Genomic DNA, 26899 nt, shown 5'->3' on the forward strand with positions numbered 1-26899 from the left:
GCCGAATAAGCCAGGTTACCGCAGTCACATTGCGCAAATAAAAAGTAAAAGTCATACCTTCACATCACGAGATTTGGTGATCTGATTCACTAATCGTTACAAATACCGCCACTTTATTTGCACTGCATCACACATTATCGTGATTTTGTTTGTCACTCATCTAACAAAAAGCGTTAACTGCCGCTGTCATGTGAACGTATTACAAATAAAATTGAGGATAACATGGAAACAAGGTTACGTACTGCTGCTGTGGCGCTTGCTGCGGCCCTGACCTCCCCGACGCTCTATGCTGCTATCGACAACATTGATTTCCATGGCTATCTGCGTGGTGGCGTTGGCGTATCGCAGGATGGCGGTATTGAAGAGTATCAAAAGAACAAGATTGGCCGTCTCGGCAATGAAGCCGACACCTACGGCGAGGTTGAGCTGGGCAGCGAAGTCTACAAAAAGGATGACGTCAGTTTTTACGTCGACACCATGGTCAGCATGTTCTCCGACGGTTCTAACGATAACGAAACCACCTTCGGTGACGATGCGCAGTTTGGTTTGCGTCAGCTTAATCTGCAGATTAAAGGGCTGGTGCCGGGTGACAAGAATGCGGTGATCTGGGGCGGTAAACGTTACTACCAGCGTCACGATTTGCACATCATTGATACCAAATACTGGAATATCTCCGGCTCCGGTGCGGGTATCGAAAATTACACTCTGGGCCCGGGCGCGATCTCCTTTGCCTGGATCCGTGGCGATGCCAATGACGTCGATTACAGGGTGGATGGCGATAACGACGTCAACATTAACTACCTCGATCTTCGGTATGCTGGCTGGAAACCGTGGAGCGGCGCCTGGACCGAGTTTGGTATTGATTACGCCATGCCGAACACGACTAAAAAGCAGGAAGAGTATGGTGGCCTGTATGATGCGGAAAACGGCGTTATGCTCACCAGTGAAATCAGTCAGGATATGTGGGGCGGCTATCAGAAACTGGTGTTCCAGTACGCTAACAAGGGCCTGGCACAAAATATGATTTCACAGGGCGGCGGCTGGTATGACATGTGGAACGATACCCGCGATGCCACCGGCTACCGCGTAATCAATACCGGCCTGCTGCCGATCACCGACAAGTTCTCCCTGAATCAGGTCTTTACCTGGGGTTCAGCAGATGACGTCACCGCGCAGACCAGCAAAAGCACCCTGCTGTCGCTGGTGGGTCGTGGTCAGTATCAGTTCACACAGTATGTCCGCGGCATCGGCGAAGTGGGTAGTTTCTGGCAGAAAGATGAGAACAAAGTGGGCAGCGACTACAAACAGGCGGGTCAGAAATATACGCTGGCGCTGGGTCTTGCAGCCGGTCCCGAATTTATGTCACGCCCGGAACTGCGTCTGTTTGCCTCTTACCTGAATGACTCAGAAGACGGACACAGTTTCCAGGACAACACCAGTAACAACACCTGGAACTTCGGCGTACAGGTCGAAGCCTGGTGGTAACCAAGCAGTCTCCTCATTGTGATCATTGTTAAGCTCTTATGCAGGGGCTTATTTGGATAACCGGCGACGGTTATCCATTTTTTTTACTCCGGCTGAAGCGGCTTAAAGAATCGGGCTTCCAGCAACTGACGCAGCTGGTCGGATTGCGTACCAAAGATGGCATGAACTTCCTGCCCCAGAATCACCACGCCAATCGCCCCCGCCTTCTGTAATCCTGCCGTATCTACCGCCCTCAGCGATGTCACTTTCACCCGCAGCCGGGTTAAACAGGCGTCCACCTGCTGAATATTTTCACGCCCGCCGAAGCACTCTACAAGACGCTCCAGCAGCGCACTGTCAATCTCAACCTCTTCCGCCGTCAGCGGCTGCCGACTGAAATATTGCTTAAACGATTTCAGACTCACCATGTTGTTCTCCTCCAGATAATAAAAAGGCGGGCTGCTGCCCGCCACTCACGACTGATAAACGAAAACGAGGGGGAATAGCTTCAGGGCACTCACAGAAAATACACTCTTCCTGCCCTCAAACCCTATTCCTCTGCCACAAAGTCCGCAATTAAAGCCACGGCAGAACTTCCCACACACAACTCTCATGCTCAAAGCTCAGCCTGCCAACAAATTTAACCAAACCTGCTCATTATCCACAGTTCCCGCACCCTCCTGCCACAGACAATGCCCAAACTCAAAGCGATGGGGGCATATGCCTGGAGCAAAGCATCACGGGCCAGGGATGGCCCGTGCTGAGCTGGCAGGGATGCCATCTTTTGCGTCTTTGCGGAAGGCATATGCCCCCTGAGCCAGTGCTCAGACTGCCAGCAAACTTAATCAAGCTGCTCCATATCAACAGTTCCGGCAACCTCCTGCCACAAACAACGCCCAGACTCTAAGCGATGTGGGCATTTGCACCCTGAGCTAACCCTCACCCTGCCATCGAGCGGCATTCAACTAACTTTAAAGGCTTGTGCCTTCAGTTAGCGGCACACTCAGAACGCGACATCCCCACGGCGCCAGCAGCAGCGATCCCCCCACAACCGAGCCATCGATCAAATCGCTGAGCCCAGCAGGCAACGACAGCTGCTGCACCTGACAGGTAAAATTCTGCACAAAAAGAAACGCCTGTTCGCCATCAGTGCGCCGCTGAACAACCACGCCCGGTGGCAGATCAATCGCCAGCGCGCGTGGCAACGCCAGCTGCTTAATCAACGCACCATAAAAATCCCGCTGGAAAGACAGATCATTACGCGATGCGATATACCAGGCTTTGCCCTGACCTACGCGATTCACCGTCACCGCCGGGGTACCGGCATAAAAATCGCTCTCATAGCTGGCCAGCGCCGTTGCGCCTTCCAGATGAATATGCTCGCAAAGCTCTCGCGCCTGATAAGGCCCGCTCAGACCCAGCTCATTGCCGCGCACCCCGCGTACGCCATTGAATTCCTCATCAGTCAGACTATCGATCTCTTCTGACCAGATGCCAAGCAACGGCCGTAACGGCCCCGGGAAGCCACCGGGATAACACAGATCGCTCTCATTCACGATGCCGCTCCAGTAGCTGGCAACGAAATGCCCGCCCTGCTCAAGATGCTGTTCCACCCGCGCCGCAAAACCATCCCGCACCATATACAGCATCGGCGCAATCACAAGATCGTAACCGCTGAGATCGCAGTCGCCGTTAATCACATCCACCGCCACGCCCTGCTCCCAGAAAGCACGGTAGTGCTCGTTCACTGTGCGCTCATAATGCAGTCCGAGATTGCGCGGCCCCTGCGCATTATCCATCGCCCAGCGACTCTCCCAGTCGAAAATAATCGCCACCCGCGCCTCAACCCGGCTGCCCATCACCGGCGTCATCGCGGCCAGCATCCGGCCCAGCTCACTCACTTCACGACCGGTGCGCGTATCAAGATGACCCACATGATCGACTACTGCGCCATGAAACTTCTCGACCGAACCCCGGCTCTTGCGCCACTGAAAATATTGCACCGCGTCCGCACCATGGGCCACCGCCTGCAGTGACGACAGAATATGCATCCCCGGCTTCTTCAGCTTGCTGGTCGGCTGCCAGTTGGTGGCGCTCGGCGTCGACTCCATCAACACGAAAGGCTTGCCCTGCTTCAGGGTGCGCATCAAATCGTGGTACATCGCGGTATAACAGGCGAGCGTGGTCTCATCCTTCTCGTTATGCCACATCGGGTAGCTATCCCATGAGATAAAATCGAGCGCCGGTGCCAGCTTCCAGTAATCGTAGTCGTAGAAATATTCCATAAAATTGGTGGTCGCAGGCAGATCGGGATTGGCCTGCTTCAGCGGTTTAATCTCCGCACGACAGAAATCAGTAACCTGATCGGTCATAAACCGCCGCCAGTCCAGATTCAGACCGTGAATCGACATCTCACCCTGTGGCGCTGGCGACACAATCTGTGACCAGTCGCTGTAGGTATGGCTCCAGAAATCACTCCACCAGGCGAGATTCAGGTTCTCCAGCGTCTCATAACGGCGCTGCAACCAGCCGCGAAACGCCTGCTGACAGCGATCGCAATGACATTCTCCGCCATATTCATTGGAAATATGCCAGCCGAGCACCGCCGGATGATGCGCATAGCGCGCCGCCAGCCGGCTGTTCATCGCCTGCACTTTCTGGCGATATACCGGCGAGGTCATGCAGTGGTTATGACGGCCACCATGCAGAGCCGGCACGCGATCGCGCCCCACACGCAGCACCTCCGGATACGCCTGCGACATCCAGGCTGGCCTGGCCCCACTTGGGGTAGCAAGAAACACAGAAATCCCCTGCAGCCAGAGCGTATCAATCACCTCATCCAGCCAGCCAAATTCATAGCGCCCCTCTTCCGGCTCCAGCTTCGCCCAGCTGAAAATACCCACCGACATAACGTTGCAGTTCGCCTGCTTCATCATCATTACATCGTCATCAATAATGCCCGGCTGGTGCGCCCACTGTTCCGGATTGTAGTCAGCACCATGCAGCAGCCGGTTAACCCGGGCGCTGAGCGGGGGAAATTTATTCATACCTGTTCCTCAGAGGTAGACATCAGCATTTGCGCTAATGGTTAATGAAAAACCTGCAGCGAAGGCAGCGCCTTGCCGTGACAGTCAAACAGCGCCTGGTTTTCGCGGGCGTTCCCCTGTTTCCATTCGTCGTGGATATATTTCATGCCAGCGGGCGTCGCCCAGGTATTGCCGGGCGCAGGGATCCACGCCGGTTCCCAGTAGACGACACCCTTGCCGCGATGGTCCGGCACCGCCAGCACCGCTTTAATCAGGTCATGCAGATAAGCCGCCTGGCCCGCTACACTGCCGGGATAGCCGCCCGCCTGCTCCTCTTTGGCCTGGAAACTGTTCTCCGCGCTATCGCAGTTTTCCAGCGTGTAGCCGTAGGCCGCTTCCACCACCATCACGTCTTTGTCATAGCGCCGGGAGATATCATCCATGTTGGCTTTCAGGGCGCTGATGGGGCCGTTCCAGTAGGTGTACATCGACAGGCCAATCACATCGAATGGCACATCACGCTTAACGATCTCGTCGAACCACCAGCGGAACATGTCGTTCTTTGTGCCCTCAGCCAGGTGCAGCATGATCTTCACCTGATGCGGGTCGCTGAGGTTCTCACGCACCCCTCTGATCCCGGCTTTCAGCAGACCGGCCAGCCGATCAAACTCACCGCCGTTCTGGCCCCAGCTTTTGCCTTCCGGCCAGAGCATGCCACCGTTAAGTTCATTGCCAATCTGCACGATATCCGGCATCACACCGTCCGCTTTGAAACGGGCGATGGTGTCGCGGGTATAGTCATGAACCTGGGTTTCCAGCTGCGGAAAAGGCAGCGACTGCCAGGCTTTGGGCTTGAACTGCTTGCCTGGGTCAGTCCAGAAATCGCTGTAATGAATATCCAGCAGCAGCTTCAGTCCCGCCGCTTTAACGCGCTTCGCCAGCGCCAGCGTGGTTGCCAGATCGTTACCGCCGCCACCGTAGGTCTGACCGCTGCCGTCGCGTGGATCCACCCACAATCGCAGTCGTATGGTGTTGATGCCGCTGGCTTTCAGGATGGCGATGGCATCCTGCTGCTGGTTATCTGCGTTGTAGAATTTCGCACCCTGCTTCTCCAGTTCAGCCAGCGATGAGATATCCGCACCTTTGATAAAATCGGCTGGCCACGGCCCGGCAGAGCCAATGACAGGCTGATCGGCGGCGAGCAGGGGTGTCGCCCAGGCCAGCGCCAGGGCGAAAATCAATGTTTTTGGCGTCATGATTTATCCTTTAGTACTGCCTGAGGCCAGGCCAGAAACGAAGTATTTCTGCAGGGCCAGATAGAACACCGCCACCGGCACGGCGATCAGCACAGCACCGGCGGCATAGGTGGTGTAACTGGCGCCCATTTTTTGCGACACCAGGTTATAGAGGCCAATCGGCAGCGTGAACTGCTCTGGCGTTCGCAGAATGGTGCTGGAGAGGATGAAATCACCCAGCGGGCCGGTGAAGGAGAACAGCGCCACTACCGCCAGGATCGGCTTCGACAGCGGCATAATGATCTCAACAAAGATGCGGAAGTTGCCCGCACCGTCCATGCGCGCCGACTCATCCAGATCTTTGGGAATCGAGTCGAGATACCCCTTCATCAGCCAGGTGTTCATCGGGATCATCCCGCCAACGTAGATCAGCACCAGCGCCAGATGGCTGTTGATCAACCCCAGCAGCTGCGACAGCACGAAAATCGCGATCAGCGCCGAAAACTGCGGGATCATCTGTAACAACAGAAACAGCATTAGTCCGTTCTGCCGCCCCTTGAACCGAAAACGGGAAAAAGCGTAGGCGGTACAGCTGACGCTGATCAACGTCAGCACCATGGTCAGGAAACTGATTTTCATCGAATTCCAGTACCACGTCAGGTAAGGCACCGTGCCATTGAACAGGTCGCGGTAATGCTGCAGCGACGCATTCTCCGGAATGATCGAACTGCTGAGCAGGCTGTTACCTGCATTCAGGGATGCTCCTACTGTCCAGACCAGCGGATAGATAATGATGGCCGAGACGGCCAGCACCACCAGCCAGGTCAGCGACAGGCGTATCCACCTTTCGCGTTTAATACTGCCGGACTTCGCCATAACTGCTTCCTTACGCCATCTCATCTTGTTTAAACGACCGGGTCGCGCGGAACTGCCACAGCGCCAGACCTACCACGAAAATCGACAGCAAAATGGTGATAGTGGCGGCGATAGCATATTGCGACGACGACATGGTGAGCTTGTAGATCCACGACACCAGGATATCGGTTCCTCCGGCATTCGACCCCGCCACCGCCGGACCGCCGTTGTTAAACAGATAGATGATGTTGAAATTATTAAAGTTGAAGGTGTATTGCGTGATGATGATCGGCGCAATGGCGTAGAGCACCAGCGGCAGCGTGATGGTTTTCAGCCGCGTCCAGGCGCTGGCACCGTCCATGATCGCCGCCTCATAGAGATCGTCAGGGATTGCCTGCAGGACGCCGGTAGTCATCGCAAACACAAACGGGAAACCGAGCCAGGTCTGCATCATAATCAGCGCGGTTTTGGTCCAGAACGGATCGGTCATCCACGCTTTAGGTGCAATGCCAAAGAAGTCGAGAATAGCGTTGTTGATCACCCCAAAGCTGTCGTTGAACATTCCGGCGAAGACCAGAATGGTGACGAAGCCCGGCACCGCCCACGGCAGGATAAAGATGGTGCGGATCAGCGGCTTAAAGCGCAGGTCCTTCTGATTGACCAGAATCGCCAGCATGACGCCCACGGTGCACTGCAGCGTGGTAGCGAGCAGTGTCCAGACCACCGTCCATTGCAGCACGTCAAAGAAGGTGGAGCGCCAGATCGACAGGGTAAAAATGTTGATGAAGTTTTTGAACCCCACCCAGTCCACCAGCTTCGCCGGTGGCGTGTGATAGAGGTTGTAGTTGGTGAAGGCGATGGCGAAACCGAACAGAATCGGAAACACCACCACAAACACCAGCAGAATAAAGCCTGGCGAAATCATCAGATAGGGGAAGCCATCGCGCAGCAGTAACTGATACTGCTGGCGCACGCTGTTCAGCTGCTGACCCTTGTCGCGCCTGACGCCATTGACCCAGGCGTCGCGCATTGACACTCCCCAGACCGCCACGCCGAAGGCGGCAATCAGTACGCTGATAATGCCCTCTGCCAGCAGAAAAATGGAGTTATCACGCGGCACCGATTCGCCCAGCGTATAGAGCCCCCAGAATCCCTCACGCAGAAAATCGTGGAACACGCCGGTAAAACTGCTGAGCAAAATCAGAAAACAGAGCCCTTTAGCCCACTGGCGGTGGTAAAACTGGCCGAAGCCAGGCAGCAGTGCCAACAGCGCACCGGTGGTCGCATGACGACGCGGACGCTTAGCCGTCACCAGATTTTCATCGGAAGATATAGCCACACCCTGATCCTTATCCTGTACGGTTATCCCGTGAACCTGCATTACTGGTTGCTGGCCTGCATCGCTTCAATCTGCATGGTGATCTGCTTCACTGCATTATCCAGTGCCGCTTTTGGCTCCTGCTTGCCGGATACGCTCAGCTCCAGCGCAGCATTGGCTGGCCCCCACACTTCCTGCATTTCCGGCACGCCAGGCATCGCTGACGCACGCGCCGCCTGCACCGCGACCGCGTTGGCCTTCTCATCATCTTTGATAATCGGATCGTTCATCAGCGCGGTGACCGGTGGGATCTCCTGGGTTTTCTGATAACGCTCTTTCACGTACTGCGGCTGGTTGATGAAGGTGAGGAACTTCTGCGCCAGCGCCTGATCTTTACTCCAGGTAGAGACCACATAGCCTTTGACGCCCAGGAAGGAGCTCATCGGCTTGCCGTTAGGCAGCAGCGGCAGCGGTGCCACGCCATAGTTGATTCCGGCAGCCTGATAAGGCTGGAATGCCCACGGCCCATTGATCACCGCCGCCGCTTTTTTCTCGGTAAACAGCGAGTCGATGGCGTTGAGGCCGTTGTCGCCCATGATGCCGCCTGGCAGCAATCCTTCACTGAAGAAGCGCTTGAGATAAGTCACCGCTTCCACGCTGCCTGGGGTGTTCAGACCAATATCCTGAGTGTTAATGGCGCCTTTGGCGTCTTTGCCAAAGATGTAAGAGCCCATCGGAGCCATCACGCCCCAGCTGTAATAAATCTGGTCAAACTTAGCGAGCAGGCCATACTGCTTCGCCTCACGCTGCTTCTGGGAGAAGGCACGGTATTCCTCCAGCGTTTTCAGCGGTGACGGCAGCAGATCTTTGTTGTAGATCAGCACCAGCGTTTCCACTGCTTTGGGTACGCCGTAGACCACACTGTTCTGTGTGAAAGCCGCCATTGCTGAGGGGGTGTAAGCGCTCTGCTCTGCTGCATCTATTTTCAGCGGTGCCAGTAATCCCTGTACGACCGCGCTGCCGAGCTGGTCATTAGGGATTACCAGGACATCCGGGCCAATACCCGCCGGGCCATCAAGACGCAGCTTCTCAATCTGCTGTGCAAACGGCATCTCCTGAACTTTCACTTCAACACCGAACTGTTTCTGAAAATCGGCGATCGCCGTTTTGATGCCGTCTGATTTTTTAATGTCTTCCCAGACGGTAAGTTGCTGAGCGGCCCAGGCGGATTGATTAAGCATCAATGCGGAAAGAAGTAGCGTAACGCTGATTTTGATTTTCATTACTGGCCTCGTGTGAAGGTATGACATTTTAAGCTGTCATTTGCTGATTTTCTTTTTTCAGGCACATGCTGAACAAGGAATTATTGAGCATATGAAGTGTGAATAACGTATCGCATTTAAGCCATACGCTACGCGGAATGCGTACCGCGCTCCAGCCCGTTCGCATCAATGTGTGATCGCTATTACAGAAATCAAAATCAGCGGTAGGGCGCACTCTGGCGGAGCGATATAGTCAGCGCAGGCACCATCAGGGCTGACGTGTAAAAAGACAAACTGTTATACGTCGTACATTTTAGCCGCCAAATCCCTTGCCATGAGGATCAGCATGTCCAGCATCAGATTGAGAAACGTCACCAAACGCTTTGGTAAAACAGAAACGCTGAAAAATATCGCGCTTGATATTGAGGCCGGTGAGTTTGCGGTCTTCGTCGGTCCGTCAGGCTGCGGTAAATCCACACTGCTGCGGCTGATCGCCGGGCTGGAAGAGATCAGTGACGGTGAGATTTTGATTGGTGATGAGGTCATGAATGATGTCGCACCCTCGCACCGCGGAGTGGCAATGGTGTTTCAGTCTTATGCGCTTTACCCGCATATGACGGTGGCGGAAAATATCGGTTACGGACTGAAGGTGAACGGCGTGCCGAAAGCGCAGATTCAGCATCAGGTAGAGATGGTGGCGAAGACGCTACAGCTTGCGCATCTGCTGGATCGTAAACCAAAGCAGCTTTCCGGCGGTCAGCGTCAGCGTGTCGCCATTGGTCGCGCAATCGTGCGTAATCCCCGGGTGTTTATGTTTGATGAGCCCTTATCGAACCTGGATGCGGAGCTGCGTGTCGATATGCGGCTGCACATTGCGAAGCTGCACCAGGAGCTGAAAACCACCATGGTCTATGTGACGCACGATCAGACGGAAGCAATGACGCTGGCCGATAAGATTGTGGTCATGAACTACGGCAAGGTTGAACAGGTGGGTTCACCGATGGCGCTCTATTACAACCCGATTAACCGCTTTGTCGCCGGTTTTATCGGCTCACCTAAGATGAACTTCCTGCCTGCGCGCGTGGAGCAGTGCGGCCCTGCTGGCCTTGTCGCCCTGATCAATGACGGCGAGCATCGGCTGCAGCTCCCCTCGCCCATCCGCCAGTTGCAGCCTGGTGATGAGATCACGCTGGGTATCCGGCCGGAGCAGTTGCAGATCAACGGCGATGCGCCACTGAATATCAATTTCCACTGCGAAGTGGTTGAGCGACTTGGCAACAACACCTATCTGTTTGGTCAGAGCCACGGCCACGACGGCTTCAAGATGCTGCTGCCCGGCGATGTGCATTTCCGTCCTTATCAGACGCTGCGCCCCACCTTCCATCCGCACCACTGCATGGTGTTTAATGCTGAAGGTGCGCGTATCAGCGCGGATATAGCGATGCCGCAGGTTCGCGCAGCCTGAAGTAGATGTTTGCATAAAGTTAACGAGAGGCCGGAGACGGCCTTTTCTGTTTTCAGGCCTGGCATAACGCCTGAAGAAAGAGGTCAGGAAAGGGGTTTGCGGGCAAGCCGTGATGACGCGCAGACGCGTCAGCCTGAGCATTGTTCAGACAAGGCATTGCAGGTGAGTTCTGAGTAAACTCATGAACCCCACCGGCAACCCCTTATCCGGGTCGATCAGCTAACCGGGCTTATCGACTGAGGCCTTACTTACCGAGGATATTGTTTACTGCTTTCAGGTGGCCAGCCTTGTCTTTGTGGTTTGAAATCACCTGAATAACGGTGAATTTCTTGTTGGCGACCGCCAGCAGCGTCGCCTGTTGCACATCGTTGCCACCCATTTTGTCGGTGGCTTCAATATGATAGACCGGCAAACCGTTGGTATTTTCAGTTTTCTCACTGATCACCGTATAAGAAGGTGAAGCCTGCTTCTGCTTGTCTTTGATAGACTTCCCGCCTTCAAGAAAATCAGCGTCACTGCCACCGCGCGCAATCAATGGAATTTCTTCTTCGCCAATAATCAATACGCGTTTTTCCTGCTTGTTCACATACATGGTGCCTGGTCCGCCGCCCGGCACAGGCTGCTTTTCATAGCCCTGCAGTTTGAACGTCTGTTTGCCATCCAGCAAAGAGATCGTCTGAGTCTGCGTGTTTGCAGCTGGTGCTGTCTCAGCTGCTGATGCCATCAGAGAAGTACCGCCGATGGCAGTTGCCAGGCAGATCGCACCCATAATGTTTAATGATTTTCTTAATTTCACCATGAACTCCTTCGTATTGATGATATTTCCATTTCGCTGATACAGCATCAGTATGGCCTGTATCAGTGATGTGAGGTGTTATCGGGTCAGGTCGTAAATACAGATCCCTGAGCCGAGCAGAAACAGAATAATCGGCCAGTAGAGAACGGGAATAAAAAAGAAGTTGTGGGTTTTTTCAGGGGCCATCATTGGCTGGCTTTTCGTTGCTTGTGCAAGGGAGTCCAGCCATTTTTCCTGCCGAAGCACCCAGACAAAGGCCGCACAAAAAAGGGCAGAAACGATCAGCGTAGCCCCTGTCGCCCATAGATGGGCGACAAAGAAACCGTCGTAGTAATAAATATCTAACAGCCATTTACACAAGAGGTAGGCGGCAGAAATTAATACTGCGACGAAAAAACCCACTCCGCTCCATGCGATCATCTTTATATCCTTCTAAGGTGTGAGGAACGAGGAATATTTTTTTTGAAAATTAACATATTTTTATCATTGTGGCGATATTTTCTTTGGTGCTAATATCAATTACATCCAGCCCAGGAGATGTCCGGCCTGTGCAATTTTCACATTACTGATTCTGATGGATTTATTTTCAAATATTGTTGTTTAACCTGAATTCGGCACCCGTGCAGCTAATAGCGCACCCAGGGTGTAGCATGGCTATTTGTACCGTACCGATATTATTTTCGTGCAAATTAACACGGCTACCCTGTTTTTAAAATTCGTATGCGCTGTTCTGGCGGTCGATAAGCACCATTCATGCGGCTGTCATCCGTCTGAAACAGTGTCGGTCTCTGTAGTTTTCTGCGCAGGATATTGAGGTAAACATGAATCAACCTATTGAAAATCATAATAAAGTAAATGCAACTAAAGAGTACAGTGCGAAATGGCAGACCCGATTTGATTTTTTCGACCTTCATGGTGCTCCCAGTACACCAGGCTTCAGACAGGCATTGAAACAACTGCCTTTCAGGCAAAAATTAAAAGTGAACATGAATTTAATTGCCTTTCTTTTCGGCCCGATTTATCTGTTCGTACTCGGCCTGTGGAAGAAGAACATCATGCTGATTTTAATTATGGTAGTTGTTTATACTATTTTGATCATCGCCTTAGCGATAGCGGGCATGGAATTTCCACGGTATCTTCAGATCGGCCTGGGCTATGGTTTTAATGCCCTGTACGGCATGAGCACCAATTACAGTTATTACCTGAAAGAGAAAAAAGCCGATAACGGCTGGAATCCCTTCAAAGGGATGCGCTGGTAATTTTTTCGCACCGCTCTGATGGTAAAATATAGGATTATGGTGTATCGGATGCAGACAGATGGCGGGGATTAGCCCTCGGTCAGGAGATCGGACAGAATAAGTGATGAGTACTAACTCAAATTAGTGCTGTCGTGGCAGAACCACCGGAAGCCGCCAGAAAAATAACCTGACGGAAAAGGAAAAAATCGCCGAAAATATCCGTCTATACCTTTTCAAAACGGGTTCAGGCTGGCTTATAATCGCTCTGCAATAATTATAATATCGTGAAGCTCGCATAAATGTTTCCGCACCGTTTAACCGGGGCCAGGATATTCTTTTCGGAATTTCCTGATAGCAGCAGCTTCTCCCTTTCATAGACATGCAGGATGTTATTATTTTGAATACATTAACGGAATTGAAAAAGGGTTATCTAAAGGTATTTTTCTGGCTGCTGTTCACACTGTTTCTCGTCCCTGTTATTACCCTGTTTTTTGCTGAATATGGCAACAAACAACTTGATCAGCAATACACGCAGTTCTTCATGGACGATGCGCGGGAACAACATCAGGATACGGACAAACTACAGGCGTTTCTGCAGCAGAACCCGCCTTCCAGTGTCTGCGGCCCGGTAGATGAAAATCTGCAGGATTACAAAAACGCCGTCTGCGAACCGCAATCCGAACTGTGGCAGTTCTACATGATGGATAAAGTGGCATTCTGGACACTGATCGGCAGCGGCGCTGTCCTGCTGATGGTGCTGTTGTTCAGTGCGCTGGCCTTTAAAAGCCGCCAGGGACAGGTTATCAGTCTGGCGCTGGCCCGCAAGTTCCTGATGCTGGCCTGTTCGCTGGAAGTCATGGTACAGGGCGGCATGCTGGTATGGCTCTCATTCTGGGGCACCGCCTTCTTCACACAAACCTACTATCCCAAACTGGTGATGGCAGTAGGACTGCTGGTGCTGGCCGGCATGTATTACATGATTAAAGGCATCTTCAAAAAACTCCCACCGGAAGAGAGTATTGAAGGCGAAGTCGTGACCCGCGAAGCGGCACCGGCACTCTGGTCACAGATTGATATGCTGGCCGCAAGAGTGGGCACCACGCCACCCGATCATATTGTTGCGGGTATCGACACCAACTTCTACGTGACCGAAGCTCCGCTGAACGTGAATGGGAATCCGCTCACCGGCCGTAAGCTCTATGTCAGTATTCCGCTCCTGCGTCAGCTCACCGTTGCGCAGGCTGATGGCGTGATGGTCCATGAACTGACCCACCTGCATGAAGGCGACACCGCCTCCGGCGCATTACTGGGACCGAAACTGCATCGGTTTGATCTCTATATGCAGCTGATGGGTCAGAATGTGGCCACGCTGATCGTCTTCTATCCGCTCTATCTTTATCGCATGCTGTTTGAACTGGCGTGGCAGCGTAACAGCCGTGAACGTGAGTTTGTCGCGGATCGCAATGCATCAACGCTGGTCTCCCCTGCCGCGATTATCGAATCACTGATCAAAGTATCTGCGTATGCCAGCTACCGGAATGAAGTTGAGCGAAACTTCTTTAATAATCAGACGCTGCACGAAAATGAACTGGGGATCAGTAAAGCTATTGCTGCCGGTCTGCCAGAACATGTCGCCTCTCCGGACTTTATCAGCGTCATCCGTGAGCAGAATGTGCCGCACCCGTTTGATTCACACCCGCCGCTGGCGGAAAGGATGCGCAACGTAGGATATGAGATTAACGAAGCTGACTATGCAGCGATCGCCGCCGATTTCCCGGCCCAGAGCTGGGTCGATCTGATGCCGGTTGCCAACGAGATTGAACAGCAGTTATGGCAGAAATATGAGCGCGACTTCTCTTCTGTGCATGAAGAGAGCCTGGCCTGGCGCTATCAGCCTGATGGTGAAATGGAAACCGCGCTGGTGCTGAAGCATTTCCCCAATGTTCCTTATACCCTGAAAGATGGCTCGCAGATCGTCATCACCTGGCAGGGCATCGTGTCGCCGAAAACCGGCGAAGTGCTGGAGTGGGATAACGTTAAAAACATCAACGTCATTCGTAGCTTCGGCCGGGATAAGCTCTACGTGCAACATGTGCAGCCAAACTCGCAGGGAAAAAAACGCAGTGAGATCCCTCTGCCGGGCCTGAAAAAGGAGATTGAAGCCTTTAAAAACACCCTCGGCTATTACTGGCATCGTCATCAGACAGTCAGGGCGTTGCTGAAAGAAGAAACGGCGGCAGCGACGCAAAGCGCATAACCCGTTTGTCATCGGCTCCCTCCTCGCAGCTGAAAAGGGAGCCAATGCGAACATCCATTTTCAATCTCTATTTCTGACCACATAAATAAAGGAACGATTGTGTTTAAAAGAGCAAGCAGGGCCATGATACCCGGGATGCTGGTGACTGCACTTGTGCTGCCGCTGGCAGCATGTGACAACAGTGACAAAGCGGATGCAAAACCCGCCCCGCAGAGTCAACCCCAGGCTGTTGCGGAGGATAGCGCTGCGCAACTCACCACAAAATTAAACGCCTATGTGGGTTGCTTTAACACTACGGATGGATCGGTTCGCGATAGTGCCCTGCGCTATGTGAGCTGGATGGCGAATGCTGAAAAGGGGCCAACCGGCAAAGAGCGCAGCGTCAACGTACTGGGCGAGGTCACGTCTTATGAACTGGAGAGCTGCACTAAAGCCATCAACCAGGCATCGAAGGCTAAACCGACGTTACCGGCGCTGGATGCTGCAGCAACACAGTATCTGGCAGATTTAACGACATTGCAGCCGCTGGTTTCGCAGGCTCATCTTTACTACAGTCAGGAAGATTACAAGGATGATGGCTTCGCGAAAGCCAAACAAATGCATCCGCCGCTCATGAAGGCGTTTAACAGCTTTATGAAATCCAGCGACCAGTTCGGTGCCGAAGTTGAAAAAGAGAACAATGAGGTCGTTGCTGCGCAACTCGTTGAGATTGAAAAGTCTGAGGGCCGTCATAGTCGCTACTACAGCCTGGCATTAGTCACACAGGCCAAACCGCTGGCGACCCTGTTTACCTCTTCCGCTCCCGACGTGACAGAGATGACAAAAGCGATTGATGCTTACAGTACGCTGCTGAGTGAGGCAGAAAAGGCAACGGCCAGCGAAGCGGGCAAGCCATTAACCTGGTCCATCTTCCAGGATAATGCCGGAACCTTCCTGAAAGACTGCAAGGATCGCATGCGTCGGATTCGCGATAAAACACCTTACAGCACGGGTGAGCAGAGTCTGCTGAAAGGAAGCGGCAATTCAGGCTGGATGGTATCGGGTTCACCGATGCGTGTTTTAAAATCCTATAACGAACTGGTTGAGGCCGGTAACCGCCTGTAAGCTGAATACCTGCCCCGCATGCCTCCGGGCAGGCTTCGTCAGTCGGGCTGCTGCGTGCAACCCGACTGACGCTGTCACCTGCCGCGAAAAAAAATAAAAATGTTCACGCGCCAGCATTTCGTTAAAACGTTATGCCAGGCTAGTGTGCTGGATGGATCTGAGATCCGTGGCAAAGCGCACCCCTGAGCAGGATGCGCGCCGCATCAGATTTTCTGACTGTAAAATTTTTGACTGAGAGGAGTGAGAGTGCAAGCAAAGGTCGGCGATATCTACAGCGTGTATTCCCCGCAGTTGCAGCAGTACGTCGCCTGTCAGGTGACACACCTCCAGCAGCCTGCTAGTGCCAGAGGCAAAGTCCTTGCAGCCATACTCCAGCTCGACTGGGCAGGTGATCATTTGCCTGACAGGGCGGAAGCCAGCCGTATGCAGCCTTTGCGCTGTAGCTACTATTTTGTCAAAGACAGCTTCGATCACGGTTATGTTTCTGCCAATGTCCCACCGGGACATGTATTAATTGCCAACCTGCCGCCGCTGGCAGATCAGGAAGTAAACGCCTACAAGTTCGGCTGGGACGTGGGAGACAGTCTTGTTCGTCAGCGAAACTGGGAGAAGATCGACCCGGCCAGCCGTGCGCGGTTCAAGGCTGCTTCAGGCGCGCACAACGTGGTTATCGGCGGCCAGACACTTCGCCAGGACACCACCCGTATCAATGACCACCTCCTGCAAACCCTGACCGATCTCTCTGAACTGGATCGCCTGCCCTGCCTGATGACCATCGAAACCCGCCATGGCACCCCGGAACTGATGGCCTATATACAGCAGCATGACTTCATTAATGAGCTGCACTGGCAATCCGCTGTCGTCAGCGAAATCGATGTCGGGGAGACCCGTCTGTCGCGTTTTATTCTGCACCCTGAAGGCGTCAGCTGCGTGCGTCTGAATCCTGATCTCTCCCTGCTGTCACTCACCGCAACGCCTTCTTCAGGCTTTCAGGTAGAGGCGGATCAGGAAGGGCGCAACCTGTGCCTGCAATGCTCTCAGGCTTTGCCTGTGCTGCAGGGTATTGACCGGCTCAGGGCATTGTCACTGACAGGCGTTAAAGAGATTGACCTGGCGTCAGTCGTTGAGCGCTTTACCTGCTTAACTGAGCTGCGCATCTGGGGAAATCCCGGCGTAGCCAGCAATATGCATCGTATTGCCGCACTGCCACAGTTGCAGATGCTGACCTTCTTCAACCTGTTTGGCTTCAGCGCGGCTGACTTTCCCTCACCAGAAGCGTTGCCCAATCTCTCATGCCTGTGGATGACCAGCGTCCCGCTTGACTTGGTCAGCTCTGTCAGAGCCGCTTATAAAAAGGCGACAACTCAGGGGTTGGATCTCTCGCTGAGTAAAGCACGCAAGCCGGAATGGCTGGCTGAGAATCTGCACAATCCGTTCCGGGACTGGGATGGACGCGAACATATTTCGGCCACTTATGCCAAAAAAGCATCGCTGGCTTACAAAAACCTGCGGGCTGCCACGAACAACATCGATAGCAGCATGGATGTGGCGAGCCTGTTAACCGCCGCCGTAACCGCCTATACCGAAGCCTTTAATCTCATCGACCGGCGTTCAAAAGCGATTGAGACGGTCGAGCGTGAGGAGATCTACAGTGTGCTGTGCGATGTTCTGAACCCGCTGGAGCAGAAACTGGGCGAGCAAGGCGCCACGCTTGTGGATCAGCCGCGGTTGTATCAGCTGTTCGACCAGTTACGCGAATTCTGAGCCATCCCGATGATTCAGGCGTGTTCCGCCACGTCAGAAAACCGTTATTCGTCCCGATCACCTTATGCGGCAAAGCGTTAAGACGTGAGTTGAGAAAGGATCGCGGGCGGGAGAGTCTGCAGACCTCTCTTTCCCGGCCAGCCATTCTGCTGTTTCTGATCGGGTAACGGCAAATAACGTCAGCTGTGCAGTGGGATTATCCGGAGATATTACCCTGCCCTTTACGCAGTCCGTTCAGGAGTGCCTGCGTCGCGCCAGAAGCTTTTCCGGAAGGCGAACAGACCAGCCCGAATTCACGGTGCAGAGGCGGGATGACCGGCATCACTGACAGGCCGCGCCGTACCGCTGGCAGGGCTGATTCCGGCACCAGCGCGACTCCCATGCCTTCACGCACCAGCATGCAGGCGCTGATCCAGTCGCGGACTTTTACCCGCACGTCAGAGAGGTGGCATCCTGACTGTTCCATCAGGCTTTTGCCATTAACGACGCATCCGCCTGTTGCAAGCACAAAGGGCTGGTCTGCCAGTTCCTGCAGGGTTATACCGTTCGCGCCTGACTGACCGATGTGCGGAGCGCTGGCTGGCATGACGGCGACCCATGCGTCTTTTCCCAGTATCACCTCAGCACGTCCGGGTGTGGGGTTCATTACCACCCCCAGTTCAACGGTGTCTGCTGCAAGCCACTCCTCAACTTCTTCATCCGTCCCTTCCAGCACCACCACCTCCATGCCCGGATGCAGACGCCTGAAGTTACGCAACAGCCCAGGCAGGAGTGTGGACGTCACAGAGGGAAAGCTGGCAAGCCGAATGCGTCCGCCCTTTAAACCCCGGCTCTCATCAGCCAGCACGCGGATCGCGCTGAGCTGCGACAGCATAATTCTGGCATGTTCAATGACCTGCTCTCCCAGCGCGGTAACACCGATGTGCCGGCGCTCACGCACGAATACCGGGAACCCGAGTGATGACTCTAACTGGGCGATAGCCTGGCTGGCACCGGACTGTGTCATACCTGTCGTTTCAGCAGCACGCGAAATATTGCTGGCATCGGCCACCGCCACCAGCAAGCGCCAGTGCAGAAGATTCATCATGGTTATCAGTAGCTCAGCTAATAGTTAATTTTTGAAGCATTAATTTTACAGAATTCTCTGCGTTAAGCACAGTCTGTTCCGTAACGACAAAGAGAATCTCACATCGCTTTCAATGTTAACGGAGAAGACATGAAACTTTATTACGCCCCGGATACCTGTTCGCTGTCACCCCATATCGTGCTGCGTGAACTCGCACTGGGGTTTGAGTTGGTTAAAGTGGATAACAGGAGCAAGCTCACCTCTGACGGACGCGACTTTCGCCTTATCAACCCCAAGGGCTATGTTGCTGCACTGGAACTGGACGACGGGCAGATACTGACTGAAGGGCCGGCGATTGTGCAGTACCTCGCCGACCTGAGGCCGGAAACCGGGCTGGCACCGCCAGCAGGCAGCTGGGCGCGTGTTCGACTGCAGGAGTGGCTGAACTTCATTACCAGTGAAATCCACGCGGGTTCCGCTCTGTTATTTAACCAGGCACTGCCCGACGCTGTCCTGTCACTGTTTCGTGAAAAGCTCTTCCGGCGGTTCGACTTTCTGCAGGATACGCTCGCCGAAAAAGCGTTTCTGATGGGGCCGTCATTCAGCATTGCTGACGCCTACCTTTTCACCGTACTGGGCTGGTGTAAGTTCTTCAGCATTGAACTGGATCGCTGGCCTGCGCTGGTGGCATACAGAGCAAATATCAGTGTGCGCCCTGCTGTGCAGGCGGCATTATGGGCAGAGGCGACGCAGTAAGCGCGGACAGATTGGTGGCCTGACGCCAGAGTATGAATAACCGATCCTTGATCTGCTGCTGGCGCCTTGCGTAACGGTAGTCTGGAGCCAGAAGCGGACTGAAATTTATCGTTTCACCGGGAACGGGTTAGTATCTCCAGACTGACCTTTTAGCGGGGAGTCGGCTTTATGATTAACAATACCAGGGCGGAAACCTCTGTCATCAGGCATGCCGACAGGAATTTTGACGTCACGTTATTGAAGGTGAATGAGGCCAGCCAGTGTATCCTTTTTGCAGCAGGTGCTGGCGGAAGTCCATTGCGTCATCTTGAGCTTCTGCAGACCTTTAGCCGCAATGGTATTTCAGTTGTAGCGCCCCATTTCGAACGGTTAACCTCTTCCACGCCCTCAAAGGCTGACTTACTGGAACGCAGCCAAAGGCTGGCCCTCGCCCGCGATGCGTTTTGTCAACATTATGCCTCGATTACCGGCGTCGGGCACTCACTCGGCACCGTGATTCTGTTGATGCACGCCGGGGCGACGGCGTGGACTCGCACCAGAGAGAAGGTGACATATGCAGGCAGACAGGATTTGAATCAACTGGTGCTGTTAGCGCCACCTGCGGATTTTTTCAGAGCACCCTCGGCCCTCGCCTCCGTGAAAGTGCCGGTCAGGATCTGGACTGGCGAGCAGGACACCCTGACACCGCCATCGCAAGCGCTGTTCATCAAAGAAGAATTAGATATTCGAACTGAGACAAAACTTTGCGTGGTTAAAGATGCCGGGCATTTCACCTTCATGAACATCCTGCCGCCGCATATCACTGACACCCACCCATCACGCGACGCCTTTCTTATCAATCTGGGAGAAGAGATTGCCCGTTTTGTCACTGGCTTGTTGGCTCAGCCAGATAATGAATCACAACTTAATTAAACCGATCCCTCTTTTTCAATCACCAGCACGCGGGCGACGCCCTGTGGACGCGCAATATGTTCTGTCCCTTCACTGGCATAAAAAATATCACCGGTTTTGAGTACCCGGCTTTTAACTTCGCCCTGCTCTTTATATTGCATTTCAACACACCCATCCATGACAGCAAAAACCTCCTGACCATCGTTGATGTGCCACTTATAAGGCTGATCGGTCCAGTGAAGTTTCACGCTGACATTATCGAAGCTGGCAATATGCTGTGAGTCCCAGGCCTTCGAGCCGGTAAATTCCTTACTGCAATAAAAATTCATTTTAGCTCTCTCAACAGAAGTGATTTAACGCCATCGACATCATCAATATCAGAGAGAGTTGATCGATTCTATACGTCAGGCATCTGTTGTCCTGATCTGTCCTCTGGTTGTCCGTTTAGGGGCAGAGCGGGGGTTGTGACAATCAGTATGACCTGCCCTCTTTTACTGACTTAGCCAGACAGGCGCGACATGCTGATAAAGCGTAACGCGGCCGATGCGCTGGCGATCTCAATCACATGAGTTTCGCTTTGGGTCGGTTTTCGGTGTCATGTGAATGGCCTCTGTATAAGTGTGAGAGCCACGATCATTTGAAATAAATCCTGATAGTTCATCCTTTAACGTGTTATCCGAAGCAATATATCTTCAACTGTAACGACGGTTTACACCTGTAAATAATGGGGTATTATCGGCGATATTATGTACAGGGAGAAGATAAATGGATGTAGCATTGCTTGATATGATGCGCTCAGGCAGAAGTAAAAACTGGGCTGAAACAATGATTAACCTTGAGGCCAGAATGCTGATTAATACAGCTAATCATGTGTCCTCAGTCCATCTTTCGAATGGCATGACTCAGGTGAAGTTTGTTCAGGAGATCAGAGATCTGGTTGAGCAGCAGTTTGCGTCTGCCCGACGTGCAAAATCAGACGAAGAATGCATAGCCTGTATTAAAAATCTGAGGGAAGAAACGGAAAACCTTCAGGAGCAGGACAGAATGCTGCGCATGAAAACGGCGAAACTTTATGCCAAAGTGGAGTTCGTCAGGGAAAATAATAAAATTGTCGGGTATGTCATTTCGGCTGTAAATGTAGTTTTGTCGGGGGCTGAAATAGCTGCTGGCCTGACCCTTATAGGAACTATGACACCATTGGGCGTTCTGGCCGGTGCAGTTTTAGTTACTGATGGTGCGAACGGCATAAGCAAAGAAATTGCGCACTATGTAATGGATAACAAACAGTCTGAAGGATTGGTTGCGGATGCCGCTATGTCCACTGCTGCATTCATGGGGTTCAGCCCTGATAGCGGGCTGGGAATCTATAAATCAATCTCGCTTGTTGCAAATGCCTATAGCGTATTCGGTCTGTTCAGACGCCCTGGAACCTGGCGTCTGTTCAGATATTTGCCCGCGGATTATTTCAGGAAAGTCAGCACTATGAGCCGTCCAAAACTCACAATGAATATAGTCGGTTATGGTGTTAAAGCTAAGGTCATATTTGACCTTATGTATATCACTGATGCTGCTCTGAATGAGCCGTGATTCTGCGATAGCGCCATGACTTGTATGCAAGCTTTGCTGGGGCTAAATACCATATAAAAGGCAATATAATCGCAAGTGTGGCCGCCAGCGTGATGCTGGTATCTACGGATGCCAGCATCAGCGTAAGAGCAAGTATGATAAAGGCAATAATAGTAATCCACTTCGAGGCGTTAAAGCGGTTAGCAAGATCATGGATCATGGAATCCAGTGAGCCACCATAATTAGCCATATTGTTTTTCAGTTTTAGTAGATCTGCATGACTAAAGCCGGATTCCAGTAGTGCTTTTTCACTCACTTTCATAGATTTTCATCCTTAAAAATTACCTTAATAGCTTAAGCAAGTTTACCTGAAAACGGCACTAAAAAACCCGTGAAGCGCAGGCTTTCTGTCGCGTGATACTTGTAAACGTCCATTATCCACAGAGCGGGTGGTTAGCTGGGATCAGCATGATGTACCAGTGCGCTTTTCCTGATCTATCAGATAGTGCCCCTTGTGAATGTACTCCTGACCGCGAAACAGCTGCGGCTAATCGGGATTTCCAGATACTGTTGGCATTTACTGAGATATTGCCAACTCATCAGCCAGCCCTGAACCGCCATCCTGACCGTGAATAACCATGTAATACAATCGTTTAAATCTGGTCGCTAACTGGTCATCAGTGGCCACTGTACGGGTAGACTGCGTTCGCCATCTCCTGTGACCTGGACGAATCGACGCAACGCTATCCTTAAAGATGTGTGAGACGTTGAACATATGGTGATATGTTTGCGATCAGCAAAGGGGATATGCCTGATAAGTTATGGGCAGTAATAACAACTCACTTCTCAAATCCTTATTATCCCTTAAAAATTAATCGAATAGCCTAAAATACCAGACAGAAATACTATTAATGACGAATCGCCTCTGTTCATACCAATGCCAAAGGTCTGTAATGAAATCGATAAATCTGGAAAACTTGTATCGCTCTGCCAACGAGAACACCTTCTCCATATGGTCGGAAAATGCAGGAATCGGAGCAATTAAAGAGGGAAATTACTACGATCCTTTAAGGCTGGCTCTTGCAGCAGGCATTCAGCCGCCGGTGACCTTTGATGTCTCACGTCTTATTTGTGAATTACAGCAGCTCACAAAGGATGATCCCCTTGCCGATATTCTGCCCACACAGGGTTTCCATTTTACCTTCCTGCCCCTGACTCTGCCGCTCTATAACGAAAACGAGCCATTGCCCGAAAAAATCAATGAATTAACGAATATCTGGAGCGAATTTGATGCGATAAAAATTGTTATCAGAGATTTGCATTTAGTTGCATTGCCCAGTCAGTTATTGCTTGCGGGGATCCCTGATAGTTCGGCAATAGCCATGCGCCACTCATTCTGCGAAAAAGTTCTGGATTCGCACTGGAAAAATGAGTTGCTGATGCGTCATACCGGCAGCCCATTACCGGCACCCTTCTGGCACAGCACGATTCTGCGCTACGGCGCTGATTTTTTACCTGCACCCGTGCGTGAGTTTATTTTTGAACGTCAGACCATTAATTTTGGGGATGTAGATGGAGAATTAAAACTGGCGAGGGTTAACTACAACTGGACAAAATGTTATTCGTTGGCGGATTAATTAAGACGAAGAAATTACATGATAAATAAGATACTGCCTGCCCTCGCGTAAACGTTTCAGAAGTGGGTAATACGCCCCTTTTTTCGCTCATAACAGTCATTAACCCGCACACATTCCGCTCTATACCTGACAACCCCCTCCGGCTGAAAAAACAGGGCCTGCGCGCAACACTTTCTGCCTATTACAACCCTGATGTCGTTAGCTCTAGGGTGTCTCATTCACATCATGTCACTTTTTACACGAGTAAAAACCTCAGGAAATTTAAAAAACCGCCGCGAGCTGCCGATAACCTCAGGTATCGAAACTCTGTACGCAGGAAACAACATCCATGTCACCATCCGACACCCATAGTAAGCATCAGGAAATTGGCGAAATTACGGCGCGTGCTGGCTTCATCCTGCGGCAGCTTCGCGACAGTCTGCAACAGCTGGGGCTTGATAAAACCATCGCCGATGTGGCGGGAAGCATCCCAAACGCCCGTGAAAGGCTGGGTTATGTCGTCACAATGACCCGCGAAGCAGCAGAGGGCGTAATCAACAGCGTGGAAATCACGCAGCCTCTGCAAACCGATCTGGGAGAAAAAGCTGAGAAACTCTCGCAACGCTGGGATGCCACTTCCGGTACGCTGTCAGACAAAGAACAGACCCAGGCATTAGCGGCAGATACCGTTGCCTTGCTGAATGATGTCCCCCGCGTCACGGGTCTGACGCAACAGCAGTTACACGCGATTATGATGTCACAGGGCTTCCAGGACCTCACAGGACAGATTGTGCAGGCTATGATGGCCGTGCTGAATCAGGCTGAGCAGCAGCTGATACAGGTCATCCGCGATAATACCGGCTCACACAGCACCGCCGAGCGCACTGCGCCGTCTAAACCTTCCTCCGCACCAGAGACTCCTGCCAGTCAGGATGATGTGGACGACCTGCTGGCCAGTCTGGGAATGTAAGCCGACGTAATAAAATCGCTCTGAGAAAGGACGATTAATGATTAAAGCGTTTTCGCCATGCCACCCAATCGGTCTTGCTGACAGCAAAGATGTTATTTTGGCTAAACGTCCGCCTTATGCCATTGGCAGACGTTTATGAAAATGACAGTAGATTACACGCTGCGATATTTCTCCAGTTTGATATCGGTATCGTTAATCTCTTTTTTATTGCCCCAGCCGATCTGCATGTAAAATTTCGCCGCGCGACTATTTTTATCGGTTTCCAGCCACGCAACTTCATGATGTTTAAATAATTCCTGCTCGGCGAGAAAAACCAGCCTGCGACCTATCCCCTGGCCTTCATATTCCGGGAGAACAAAGGCCGCAAAAAGACAGCCTTCATCCGGCAAAATCATTGAAAAGCCGACTATTTTGTCGTTTTCAGCTGCAACCCAGGCGCATAAATTCTTTTCAATCATATCGGCCACGACGCTTTCGGTGATCCCCAGCTGACGCATTTCTTCACGACTCAAATAATTCTCGAGCACTGAGGTTCTGACTTCGAAAATACTATCAACATCAGAAGCCCGGGCTGTTCTTATATTTATATTCATTAGTCTTACTCCTTGTATGACAGAAATATTTTTTGATGATGATGCCTGACATTCCCTTGAACCAACCATAGAATTTTGAGCGAAAAGGCTGTTAAACGGCAGGCCGTCAAAGGCGGCACTACCTCAAAGCCTGCGTAATGGATGAAGTCGTTATGATAAGAACGTTGTGCAATAAGAGCTCAGCCGACCTTAACTCCGCTCTGTTTCTTCATAGTGACGCCTCATTAACTAATTTGAGATAGCGGGAACCCGATATGTTTCTACCGCTCACCACGCAGACAACTTTACGCCCGCTCAGTTCTTTTGCATAACGAAGGGCTGCCGCAACTGCGGGTACGCCCGAAGGCTCTACAACATGGCTGTGAAGATTAAGCATTAACAGCATCGCTGCTTTGATTTCGGCTTCTGAAACCAGAAGAACACGATCGACGCGATCGCGTATAAGTGGCCAGGTCATCGCTTCAGGCTCTATATAGCCACTTATGCCTTCGGCGATTGACGAAGATATTTCCACTGGGATCGCCTCACCAGCTTCTTTCCAGCGCGCAAACGTAGGGCTTGCTTCACTCTGCACTGCCCACACTTCGGCTGCAGGGTTTATGCCCTTGATGGCTGTTGCGATACCGGAGGCCAGCCCGCCGCCGCCAATGTTCACGAGAATAACGTCAGCGTCTGGCCAGTCTTCCATGATTTCCAGACCGACGGTGCCGCCTCCGACAATCATATGCTGATTATTATAGGCTGAGACGAACGTTGCGCCGGACTGTTGCGCTGCGACAATGGCTTCCTGCCTTGCGTCTTCAATGTTGTCAAAAAACGTAACCTGCGCACCATAACTTTTCATTGCAGAAACCTTAATCGGGTCTGCTGAAAACGGTAGGAATATGGATACGGGTATGCCTGCCGCATGTCCCGCACAGGCAAGCCCTAAACCATGATTCCCTGCCGTCGGGGCGATGACGCCGGCACGTCGCTGGTCTGCATTAAGACTGGCAAGAACGTTTGCAGCACCTCTCAGCTTAAAGCTACCGGTATGCTGAAGATTTTCCATCTTAAGCCTGACCTCCGTCCCGACAAGAGCAGACAGCGAGTGGGAAGGCTCCAGTGGAGTTTTGCATACTGTTGATTTAATTCGCCCGGAAGCGGCATAAATATCTTTCAGCGTGAAACTGTCTGTTAGCCTTTGTCTGTGGTTTGTCATAGTATGCCCCTAAAGTTATATAAGAAAATGACTATATAGGCGATTGGCTATATGCACAACTCAAAGACATTAATGGCCGATATTTTTCGTGCCCTTGGTAATGAGCATCGGCTCGTGATTGTTGAATGGCTGTCCGATCCAGAGTCACATTTTCCGGTGCAGCAGGACGGCGATTTGGTTAAGGATGGTGTGTGTGTCGGATTTATCACCGAAAAAATTGGTCTGAGTCAGCCCACCGTGACAGGCCATCTGCAAATTCTTGCTAAAGCTGGGATTGTGACATCGAAACGTATCAAGAACTGGGTGTTCTATAAACTTGATCGTCAACGGATGGATGAAGCTACGGCAATGTTGTCTGGATATGGGAAGCAGGCGACTGATTCACCTGAACAGCCATAATTGGTCAGTATGTGTTTTTACAGGGCAGGAAATCCAGTGTGTGTGTATATCTCGCTC

Annotated in this window: 25 protein-coding genes; 12 read left to right on the forward strand and 13 right to left on the reverse strand. The window is 52.1% G+C overall.

Features of this window, described 5'->3' with window-relative positions; all coding sequences use genetic code 11:
* The first annotated feature begins 222 nt into the window (after nucleotides 1-222).
* Nucleotides 223-1485 carry a maltoporin gene (locus tag ACXKZD_RS23340; RefSeq protein ID WP_022624645.1) on the forward strand — a complete coding sequence of 421 codons (1263 nt, stop codon included), beginning with the start codon at nucleotides 223-225 and terminating at the stop codon, nucleotides 1483-1485.
* 83 nt (nucleotides 1486-1568) lie between these two features.
* Here the strand turns inward: ACXKZD_RS23340 and ACXKZD_RS23345 are convergent, their stop codons facing one another.
* From ACXKZD_RS23345 to ACXKZD_RS23370, 6 genes are all read right to left on the reverse strand, one after another.
* Nucleotides 1569-1892 carry a PTS sugar transporter subunit IIB gene (locus tag ACXKZD_RS23345; protein WP_010259145.1) on the reverse strand — a complete coding sequence of 108 codons (324 nt, stop codon included), beginning with the start codon at nucleotides 1890-1892 and terminating at the stop codon, nucleotides 1569-1571.
* 543 nt (nucleotides 1893-2435) lie between these two features.
* Nucleotides 2436-4511 carry a beta-galactosidase gene (locus tag ACXKZD_RS23350; RefSeq protein ID WP_033761010.1) on the reverse strand — a complete coding sequence of 692 codons (2076 nt, stop codon included), beginning with the start codon at nucleotides 4509-4511 and terminating at the stop codon, nucleotides 2436-2438.
* Nucleotides 4512-4552: 41 nt separating this feature from the next.
* Complete coding sequence (locus ACXKZD_RS23355; protein ID WP_488982282.1) at nucleotides 4553-5746, reverse strand: glycoside hydrolase family 53 protein; 1194 nt, start codon at nucleotides 5744-5746, stop codon at nucleotides 4553-4555.
* 3 nt (nucleotides 5747-5749) lie between these two features.
* Entirely contained in the window at nucleotides 5750-6601 is an 852-nt protein-coding gene (locus tag ACXKZD_RS23360; RefSeq protein WP_010259151.1) for a sugar ABC transporter permease, read from the reverse strand.
* A 10-nt stretch (nucleotides 6602-6611) separates the two neighbouring features.
* Nucleotides 6612-7919 (reverse strand): carbohydrate ABC transporter permease, encoded by a 1308-nt coding sequence (locus ACXKZD_RS23365; RefSeq protein WP_031292502.1) that lies wholly within the window; start codon nucleotides 7917-7919, stop codon nucleotides 6612-6614.
* Between the two features lie 41 nt (nucleotides 7920-7960).
* Nucleotides 7961-9181 (reverse strand): extracellular solute-binding protein, encoded by a 1221-nt coding sequence (locus ACXKZD_RS23370; RefSeq protein ID WP_010670651.1) that lies wholly within the window; start codon nucleotides 9179-9181, stop codon nucleotides 7961-7963.
* A gap of 325 nt (nucleotides 9182-9506) precedes the next feature.
* Between ACXKZD_RS23370 and ACXKZD_RS23375 the strand changes: the two genes are divergently transcribed.
* The gene (locus ACXKZD_RS23375) at nucleotides 9507-10625 is read left to right on the forward strand and encodes an ABC transporter ATP-binding protein (RefSeq protein WP_228312721.1); all 1119 of its coding nucleotides are present in this window, start codon (nucleotides 9507-9509) and stop codon (nucleotides 10623-10625) included.
* A 244-nt stretch (nucleotides 10626-10869) separates the two neighbouring features.
* Here the strand turns inward: ACXKZD_RS23375 and ACXKZD_RS23380 are convergent, their stop codons facing one another.
* Together ACXKZD_RS23380 and ACXKZD_RS23385 are read right to left on the reverse strand one after the other, a co-directional pair.
* Complete coding sequence (locus tag ACXKZD_RS23380) at nucleotides 10870-11469, reverse strand: hypothetical protein (RefSeq protein ID WP_033760995.1); 600 nt, start codon at nucleotides 11467-11469, stop codon at nucleotides 10870-10872.
* 30 nt (nucleotides 11470-11499) lie between these two features.
* Complete coding sequence (locus ACXKZD_RS23385; RefSeq protein WP_010259779.1) at nucleotides 11500-11841, reverse strand: hypothetical protein; 342 nt, start codon at nucleotides 11839-11841, stop codon at nucleotides 11500-11502.
* Between the two features lie 401 nt (nucleotides 11842-12242).
* On the opposite strand from ACXKZD_RS23385, the gene ACXKZD_RS23390 reads away from it, so the two are divergent.
* From ACXKZD_RS23390 to ACXKZD_RS23405, 4 genes are all read left to right on the forward strand, one after another.
* Nucleotides 12243-12680: a DUF2628 domain-containing protein gene (locus tag ACXKZD_RS23390; protein ID WP_033760988.1), complete on the forward strand. Its 438-nt coding sequence runs from the start codon at nucleotides 12243-12245 to the stop codon at nucleotides 12678-12680.
* Nucleotides 12681-13038: 358 nt separating this feature from the next.
* The gene (locus ACXKZD_RS23395) at nucleotides 13039-14916 is read left to right on the forward strand and encodes a M48 family metallopeptidase (RefSeq protein WP_033786801.1); all 1878 of its coding nucleotides are present in this window, start codon (nucleotides 13039-13041) and stop codon (nucleotides 14914-14916) included.
* Nucleotides 14917-15051: 135 nt separating this feature from the next.
* Nucleotides 15052-16020 (forward strand): YiiG family protein, encoded by a 969-nt coding sequence (locus ACXKZD_RS23400; protein WP_488982350.1) that lies wholly within the window; start codon nucleotides 15052-15054, stop codon nucleotides 16018-16020.
* A gap of 246 nt (nucleotides 16021-16266) precedes the next feature.
* Nucleotides 16267-17784: a hypothetical protein gene (locus ACXKZD_RS23405; RefSeq protein ID WP_488982283.1), complete on the forward strand. Its 1518-nt coding sequence runs from the start codon at nucleotides 16267-16269 to the stop codon at nucleotides 17782-17784.
* A gap of 196 nt (nucleotides 17785-17980) precedes the next feature.
* Here ACXKZD_RS23405 and ACXKZD_RS23410 read toward each other — a convergent pair whose 3' ends face one another.
* The gene (locus tag ACXKZD_RS23410) at nucleotides 17981-18871 is read right to left on the reverse strand and encodes a LysR family transcriptional regulator (protein WP_223564332.1); all 891 of its coding nucleotides are present in this window, start codon (nucleotides 18869-18871) and stop codon (nucleotides 17981-17983) included.
* 129 nt (nucleotides 18872-19000) lie between these two features.
* On the opposite strand from ACXKZD_RS23410, the gene gstA reads away from it, so the two are divergent.
* Both gstA and ACXKZD_RS23420 read left to right on the forward strand, forming a co-directional pair.
* Nucleotides 19001-19606, forward strand: a complete 606-nt coding sequence (gene gstA / locus ACXKZD_RS23415; protein ID WP_223565846.1) for a glutathione transferase GstA — start codon at nucleotides 19001-19003, stop codon at nucleotides 19604-19606.
* A 168-nt stretch (nucleotides 19607-19774) separates the two neighbouring features.
* Nucleotides 19775-20518, forward strand: coding sequence for an alpha/beta hydrolase (locus tag ACXKZD_RS23420; protein ID WP_223565845.1), 744 nt, complete (start codon nucleotides 19775-19777; stop codon nucleotides 20516-20518).
* Here ACXKZD_RS23420 and ACXKZD_RS23425 read toward each other — a convergent pair.
* Complete coding sequence (locus ACXKZD_RS23425; protein WP_031594071.1) at nucleotides 20515-20826, reverse strand: cupin domain-containing protein; 312 nt, start codon at nucleotides 20824-20826, stop codon at nucleotides 20515-20517. The two genes, ACXKZD_RS23420 and ACXKZD_RS23425, sit on opposite strands and share 4 nt — an antisense overlap.
* Nucleotides 20827-21262: 436 nt before the next feature.
* Here ACXKZD_RS23425 and ACXKZD_RS23430 point away from each other — a divergent pair, with 436 nt between their 5' ends.
* Nucleotides 21263-22084 carry a DUF4225 domain-containing protein gene (locus ACXKZD_RS23430; RefSeq protein ID WP_223564328.1) on the forward strand — a complete coding sequence of 274 codons (822 nt, stop codon included), beginning with the start codon at nucleotides 21263-21265 and terminating at the stop codon, nucleotides 22082-22084.
* Here the strand turns inward: ACXKZD_RS23430 and ACXKZD_RS23435 are convergent.
* Nucleotides 22056-22385: a hypothetical protein gene (locus ACXKZD_RS23435; RefSeq protein ID WP_223564327.1), complete on the reverse strand. Its 330-nt coding sequence runs from the start codon at nucleotides 22383-22385 to the stop codon at nucleotides 22056-22058. The two genes, ACXKZD_RS23430 and ACXKZD_RS23435, sit on opposite strands and share 29 nt — an antisense overlap.
* 631 nt (nucleotides 22386-23016) lie before the next feature.
* On the opposite strand from ACXKZD_RS23435, the gene ACXKZD_RS23440 reads away from it, so the two are divergent.
* Together ACXKZD_RS23440 and ACXKZD_RS23445 are read left to right on the forward strand one after the other, a co-directional pair.
* Nucleotides 23017-23700, forward strand: coding sequence for a hypothetical protein (locus ACXKZD_RS23440; protein WP_191920218.1), 684 nt, complete (start codon nucleotides 23017-23019; stop codon nucleotides 23698-23700).
* 328 nt (nucleotides 23701-24028) lie between these two features.
* Complete coding sequence (locus ACXKZD_RS23445) at nucleotides 24029-24649, forward strand: protein phosphatase CheZ (RefSeq protein WP_010259809.1); 621 nt, start codon at nucleotides 24029-24031, stop codon at nucleotides 24647-24649.
* Between the two features lie 152 nt (nucleotides 24650-24801).
* Here ACXKZD_RS23445 and ACXKZD_RS23450 read toward each other — a convergent pair whose 3' ends face one another.
* Both ACXKZD_RS23450 and ACXKZD_RS23455 read right to left on the reverse strand, forming a co-directional pair.
* The gene (locus ACXKZD_RS23450) at nucleotides 24802-25242 is read right to left on the reverse strand and encodes a GNAT family N-acetyltransferase (protein ID WP_199740660.1); all 441 of its coding nucleotides are present in this window, start codon (nucleotides 25240-25242) and stop codon (nucleotides 24802-24804) included.
* A 208-nt stretch (nucleotides 25243-25450) separates the two neighbouring features.
* Nucleotides 25451-26443: a threonine ammonia-lyase gene (locus ACXKZD_RS23455; protein ID WP_488982284.1), complete on the reverse strand. Its 993-nt coding sequence runs from the start codon at nucleotides 26441-26443 to the stop codon at nucleotides 25451-25453.
* A 51-nt stretch (nucleotides 26444-26494) separates the two neighbouring features.
* On the opposite strand from ACXKZD_RS23455, the gene ACXKZD_RS23460 reads away from it, so the two are divergent.
* Nucleotides 26495-26842 (forward strand): ArsR/SmtB family transcription factor, encoded by a 348-nt coding sequence (locus ACXKZD_RS23460; RefSeq protein WP_022624627.1) that lies wholly within the window; start codon nucleotides 26495-26497, stop codon nucleotides 26840-26842.
* Nucleotides 26843-26899 lie beyond the last annotated feature (57 nt).

The organism is Pantoea sp. ABR1s, from assembly GCF_057812235.1.

What these genes read in the sequence shown, in the direction of transcription:
- ACXKZD_RS23340 (WP_022624645.1), top strand. Translation starts at nt 223, where the DNA reads ATGGAAACAAGGTTACGTACTGCTGCTGTGGCGCTTGCTGCGGCCCTG.
- ACXKZD_RS23345 (WP_010259145.1), bottom strand. Translation starts at nt 1,892, where the DNA reads ATGGTGAGTCTGAAATCGTTTAAGCAATATTTCAGTCGGCAGCCGCTG.
- ACXKZD_RS23350 (WP_033761010.1), bottom strand. Translation starts at nt 4,511, where the DNA reads ATGAATAAATTTCCCCCGCTCAGCGCCCGGGTTAACCGGCTGCTGCAT.
- ACXKZD_RS23355 (WP_488982282.1), bottom strand. Translation starts at nt 5,746, where the DNA reads ATGACGCCAAAAACATTGATTTTCGCCCTGGCGCTGGCCTGGGCGACA.
- ACXKZD_RS23360 (WP_010259151.1), bottom strand. Translation starts at nt 6,601, where the DNA reads ATGGCGAAGTCCGGCAGTATTAAACGCGAAAGGTGGATACGCCTGTCG.
- ACXKZD_RS23370 (WP_010670651.1), bottom strand. Translation starts at nt 9,181, where the DNA reads ATGAAAATCAAAATCAGCGTTACGCTACTTCTTTCCGCATTGATGCTT.
- ACXKZD_RS23375 (WP_228312721.1), top strand. Translation starts at nt 9,507, where the DNA reads ATGTCCAGCATCAGATTGAGAAACGTCACCAAACGCTTTGGTAAAACA.
- ACXKZD_RS23380 (WP_033760995.1), bottom strand. Translation starts at nt 11,469, where the DNA reads ATGCTGTATCAGCGAAATGGAAATATCATCAATACGAAGGAGTTCATG.
- ACXKZD_RS23385 (WP_010259779.1), bottom strand. Translation starts at nt 11,841, where the DNA reads ATGATCGCATGGAGCGGAGTGGGTTTTTTCGTCGCAGTATTAATTTCT.
- ACXKZD_RS23390 (WP_033760988.1), top strand. Translation starts at nt 12,243, where the DNA reads ATGAATCAACCTATTGAAAATCATAATAAAGTAAATGCAACTAAAGAG.
- ACXKZD_RS23395 (WP_033786801.1), top strand. Translation starts at nt 13,039, where the DNA reads ATGCAGGATGTTATTATTTTGAATACATTAACGGAATTGAAAAAGGGT.
- ACXKZD_RS23400 (WP_488982350.1), top strand. Translation starts at nt 15,052, where the DNA reads ATGCTGGTGACTGCACTTGTGCTGCCGCTGGCAGCATGTGACAACAGT.
- ACXKZD_RS23410 (WP_223564332.1), bottom strand. Translation starts at nt 18,871, where the DNA reads ATGATGAATCTTCTGCACTGGCGCTTGCTGGTGGCGGTGGCCGATGCC.
- gstA (WP_223565846.1), top strand. Translation starts at nt 19,001, where the DNA reads ATGAAACTTTATTACGCCCCGGATACCTGTTCGCTGTCACCCCATATC.
- ACXKZD_RS23420 (WP_223565845.1), top strand. Translation starts at nt 19,775, where the DNA reads ATGATTAACAATACCAGGGCGGAAACCTCTGTCATCAGGCATGCCGAC.
- ACXKZD_RS23425 (WP_031594071.1), bottom strand. Translation starts at nt 20,826, where the DNA reads ATGAATTTTTATTGCAGTAAGGAATTTACCGGCTCGAAGGCCTGGGAC.
- ACXKZD_RS23430 (WP_223564328.1), top strand. Translation starts at nt 21,263, where the DNA reads ATGGATGTAGCATTGCTTGATATGATGCGCTCAGGCAGAAGTAAAAAC.
- ACXKZD_RS23435 (WP_223564327.1), bottom strand. Translation starts at nt 22,385, where the DNA reads ATGAAAGTGAGTGAAAAAGCACTACTGGAATCCGGCTTTAGTCATGCA.
- ACXKZD_RS23440 (WP_191920218.1), top strand. Translation starts at nt 23,017, where the DNA reads ATGAAATCGATAAATCTGGAAAACTTGTATCGCTCTGCCAACGAGAAC.
- ACXKZD_RS23445 (WP_010259809.1), top strand. Translation starts at nt 24,029, where the DNA reads ATGTCACCATCCGACACCCATAGTAAGCATCAGGAAATTGGCGAAATT.
- ACXKZD_RS23450 (WP_199740660.1), bottom strand. Translation starts at nt 25,242, where the DNA reads ATGAATATAAATATAAGAACAGCCCGGGCTTCTGATGTTGATAGTATT.
- ACXKZD_RS23455 (WP_488982284.1), bottom strand. Translation starts at nt 26,443, where the DNA reads ATGACAAACCACAGACAAAGGCTAACAGACAGTTTCACGCTGAAAGAT.
- ACXKZD_RS23460 (WP_022624627.1), top strand. Translation starts at nt 26,495, where the DNA reads ATGCACAACTCAAAGACATTAATGGCCGATATTTTTCGTGCCCTTGGT.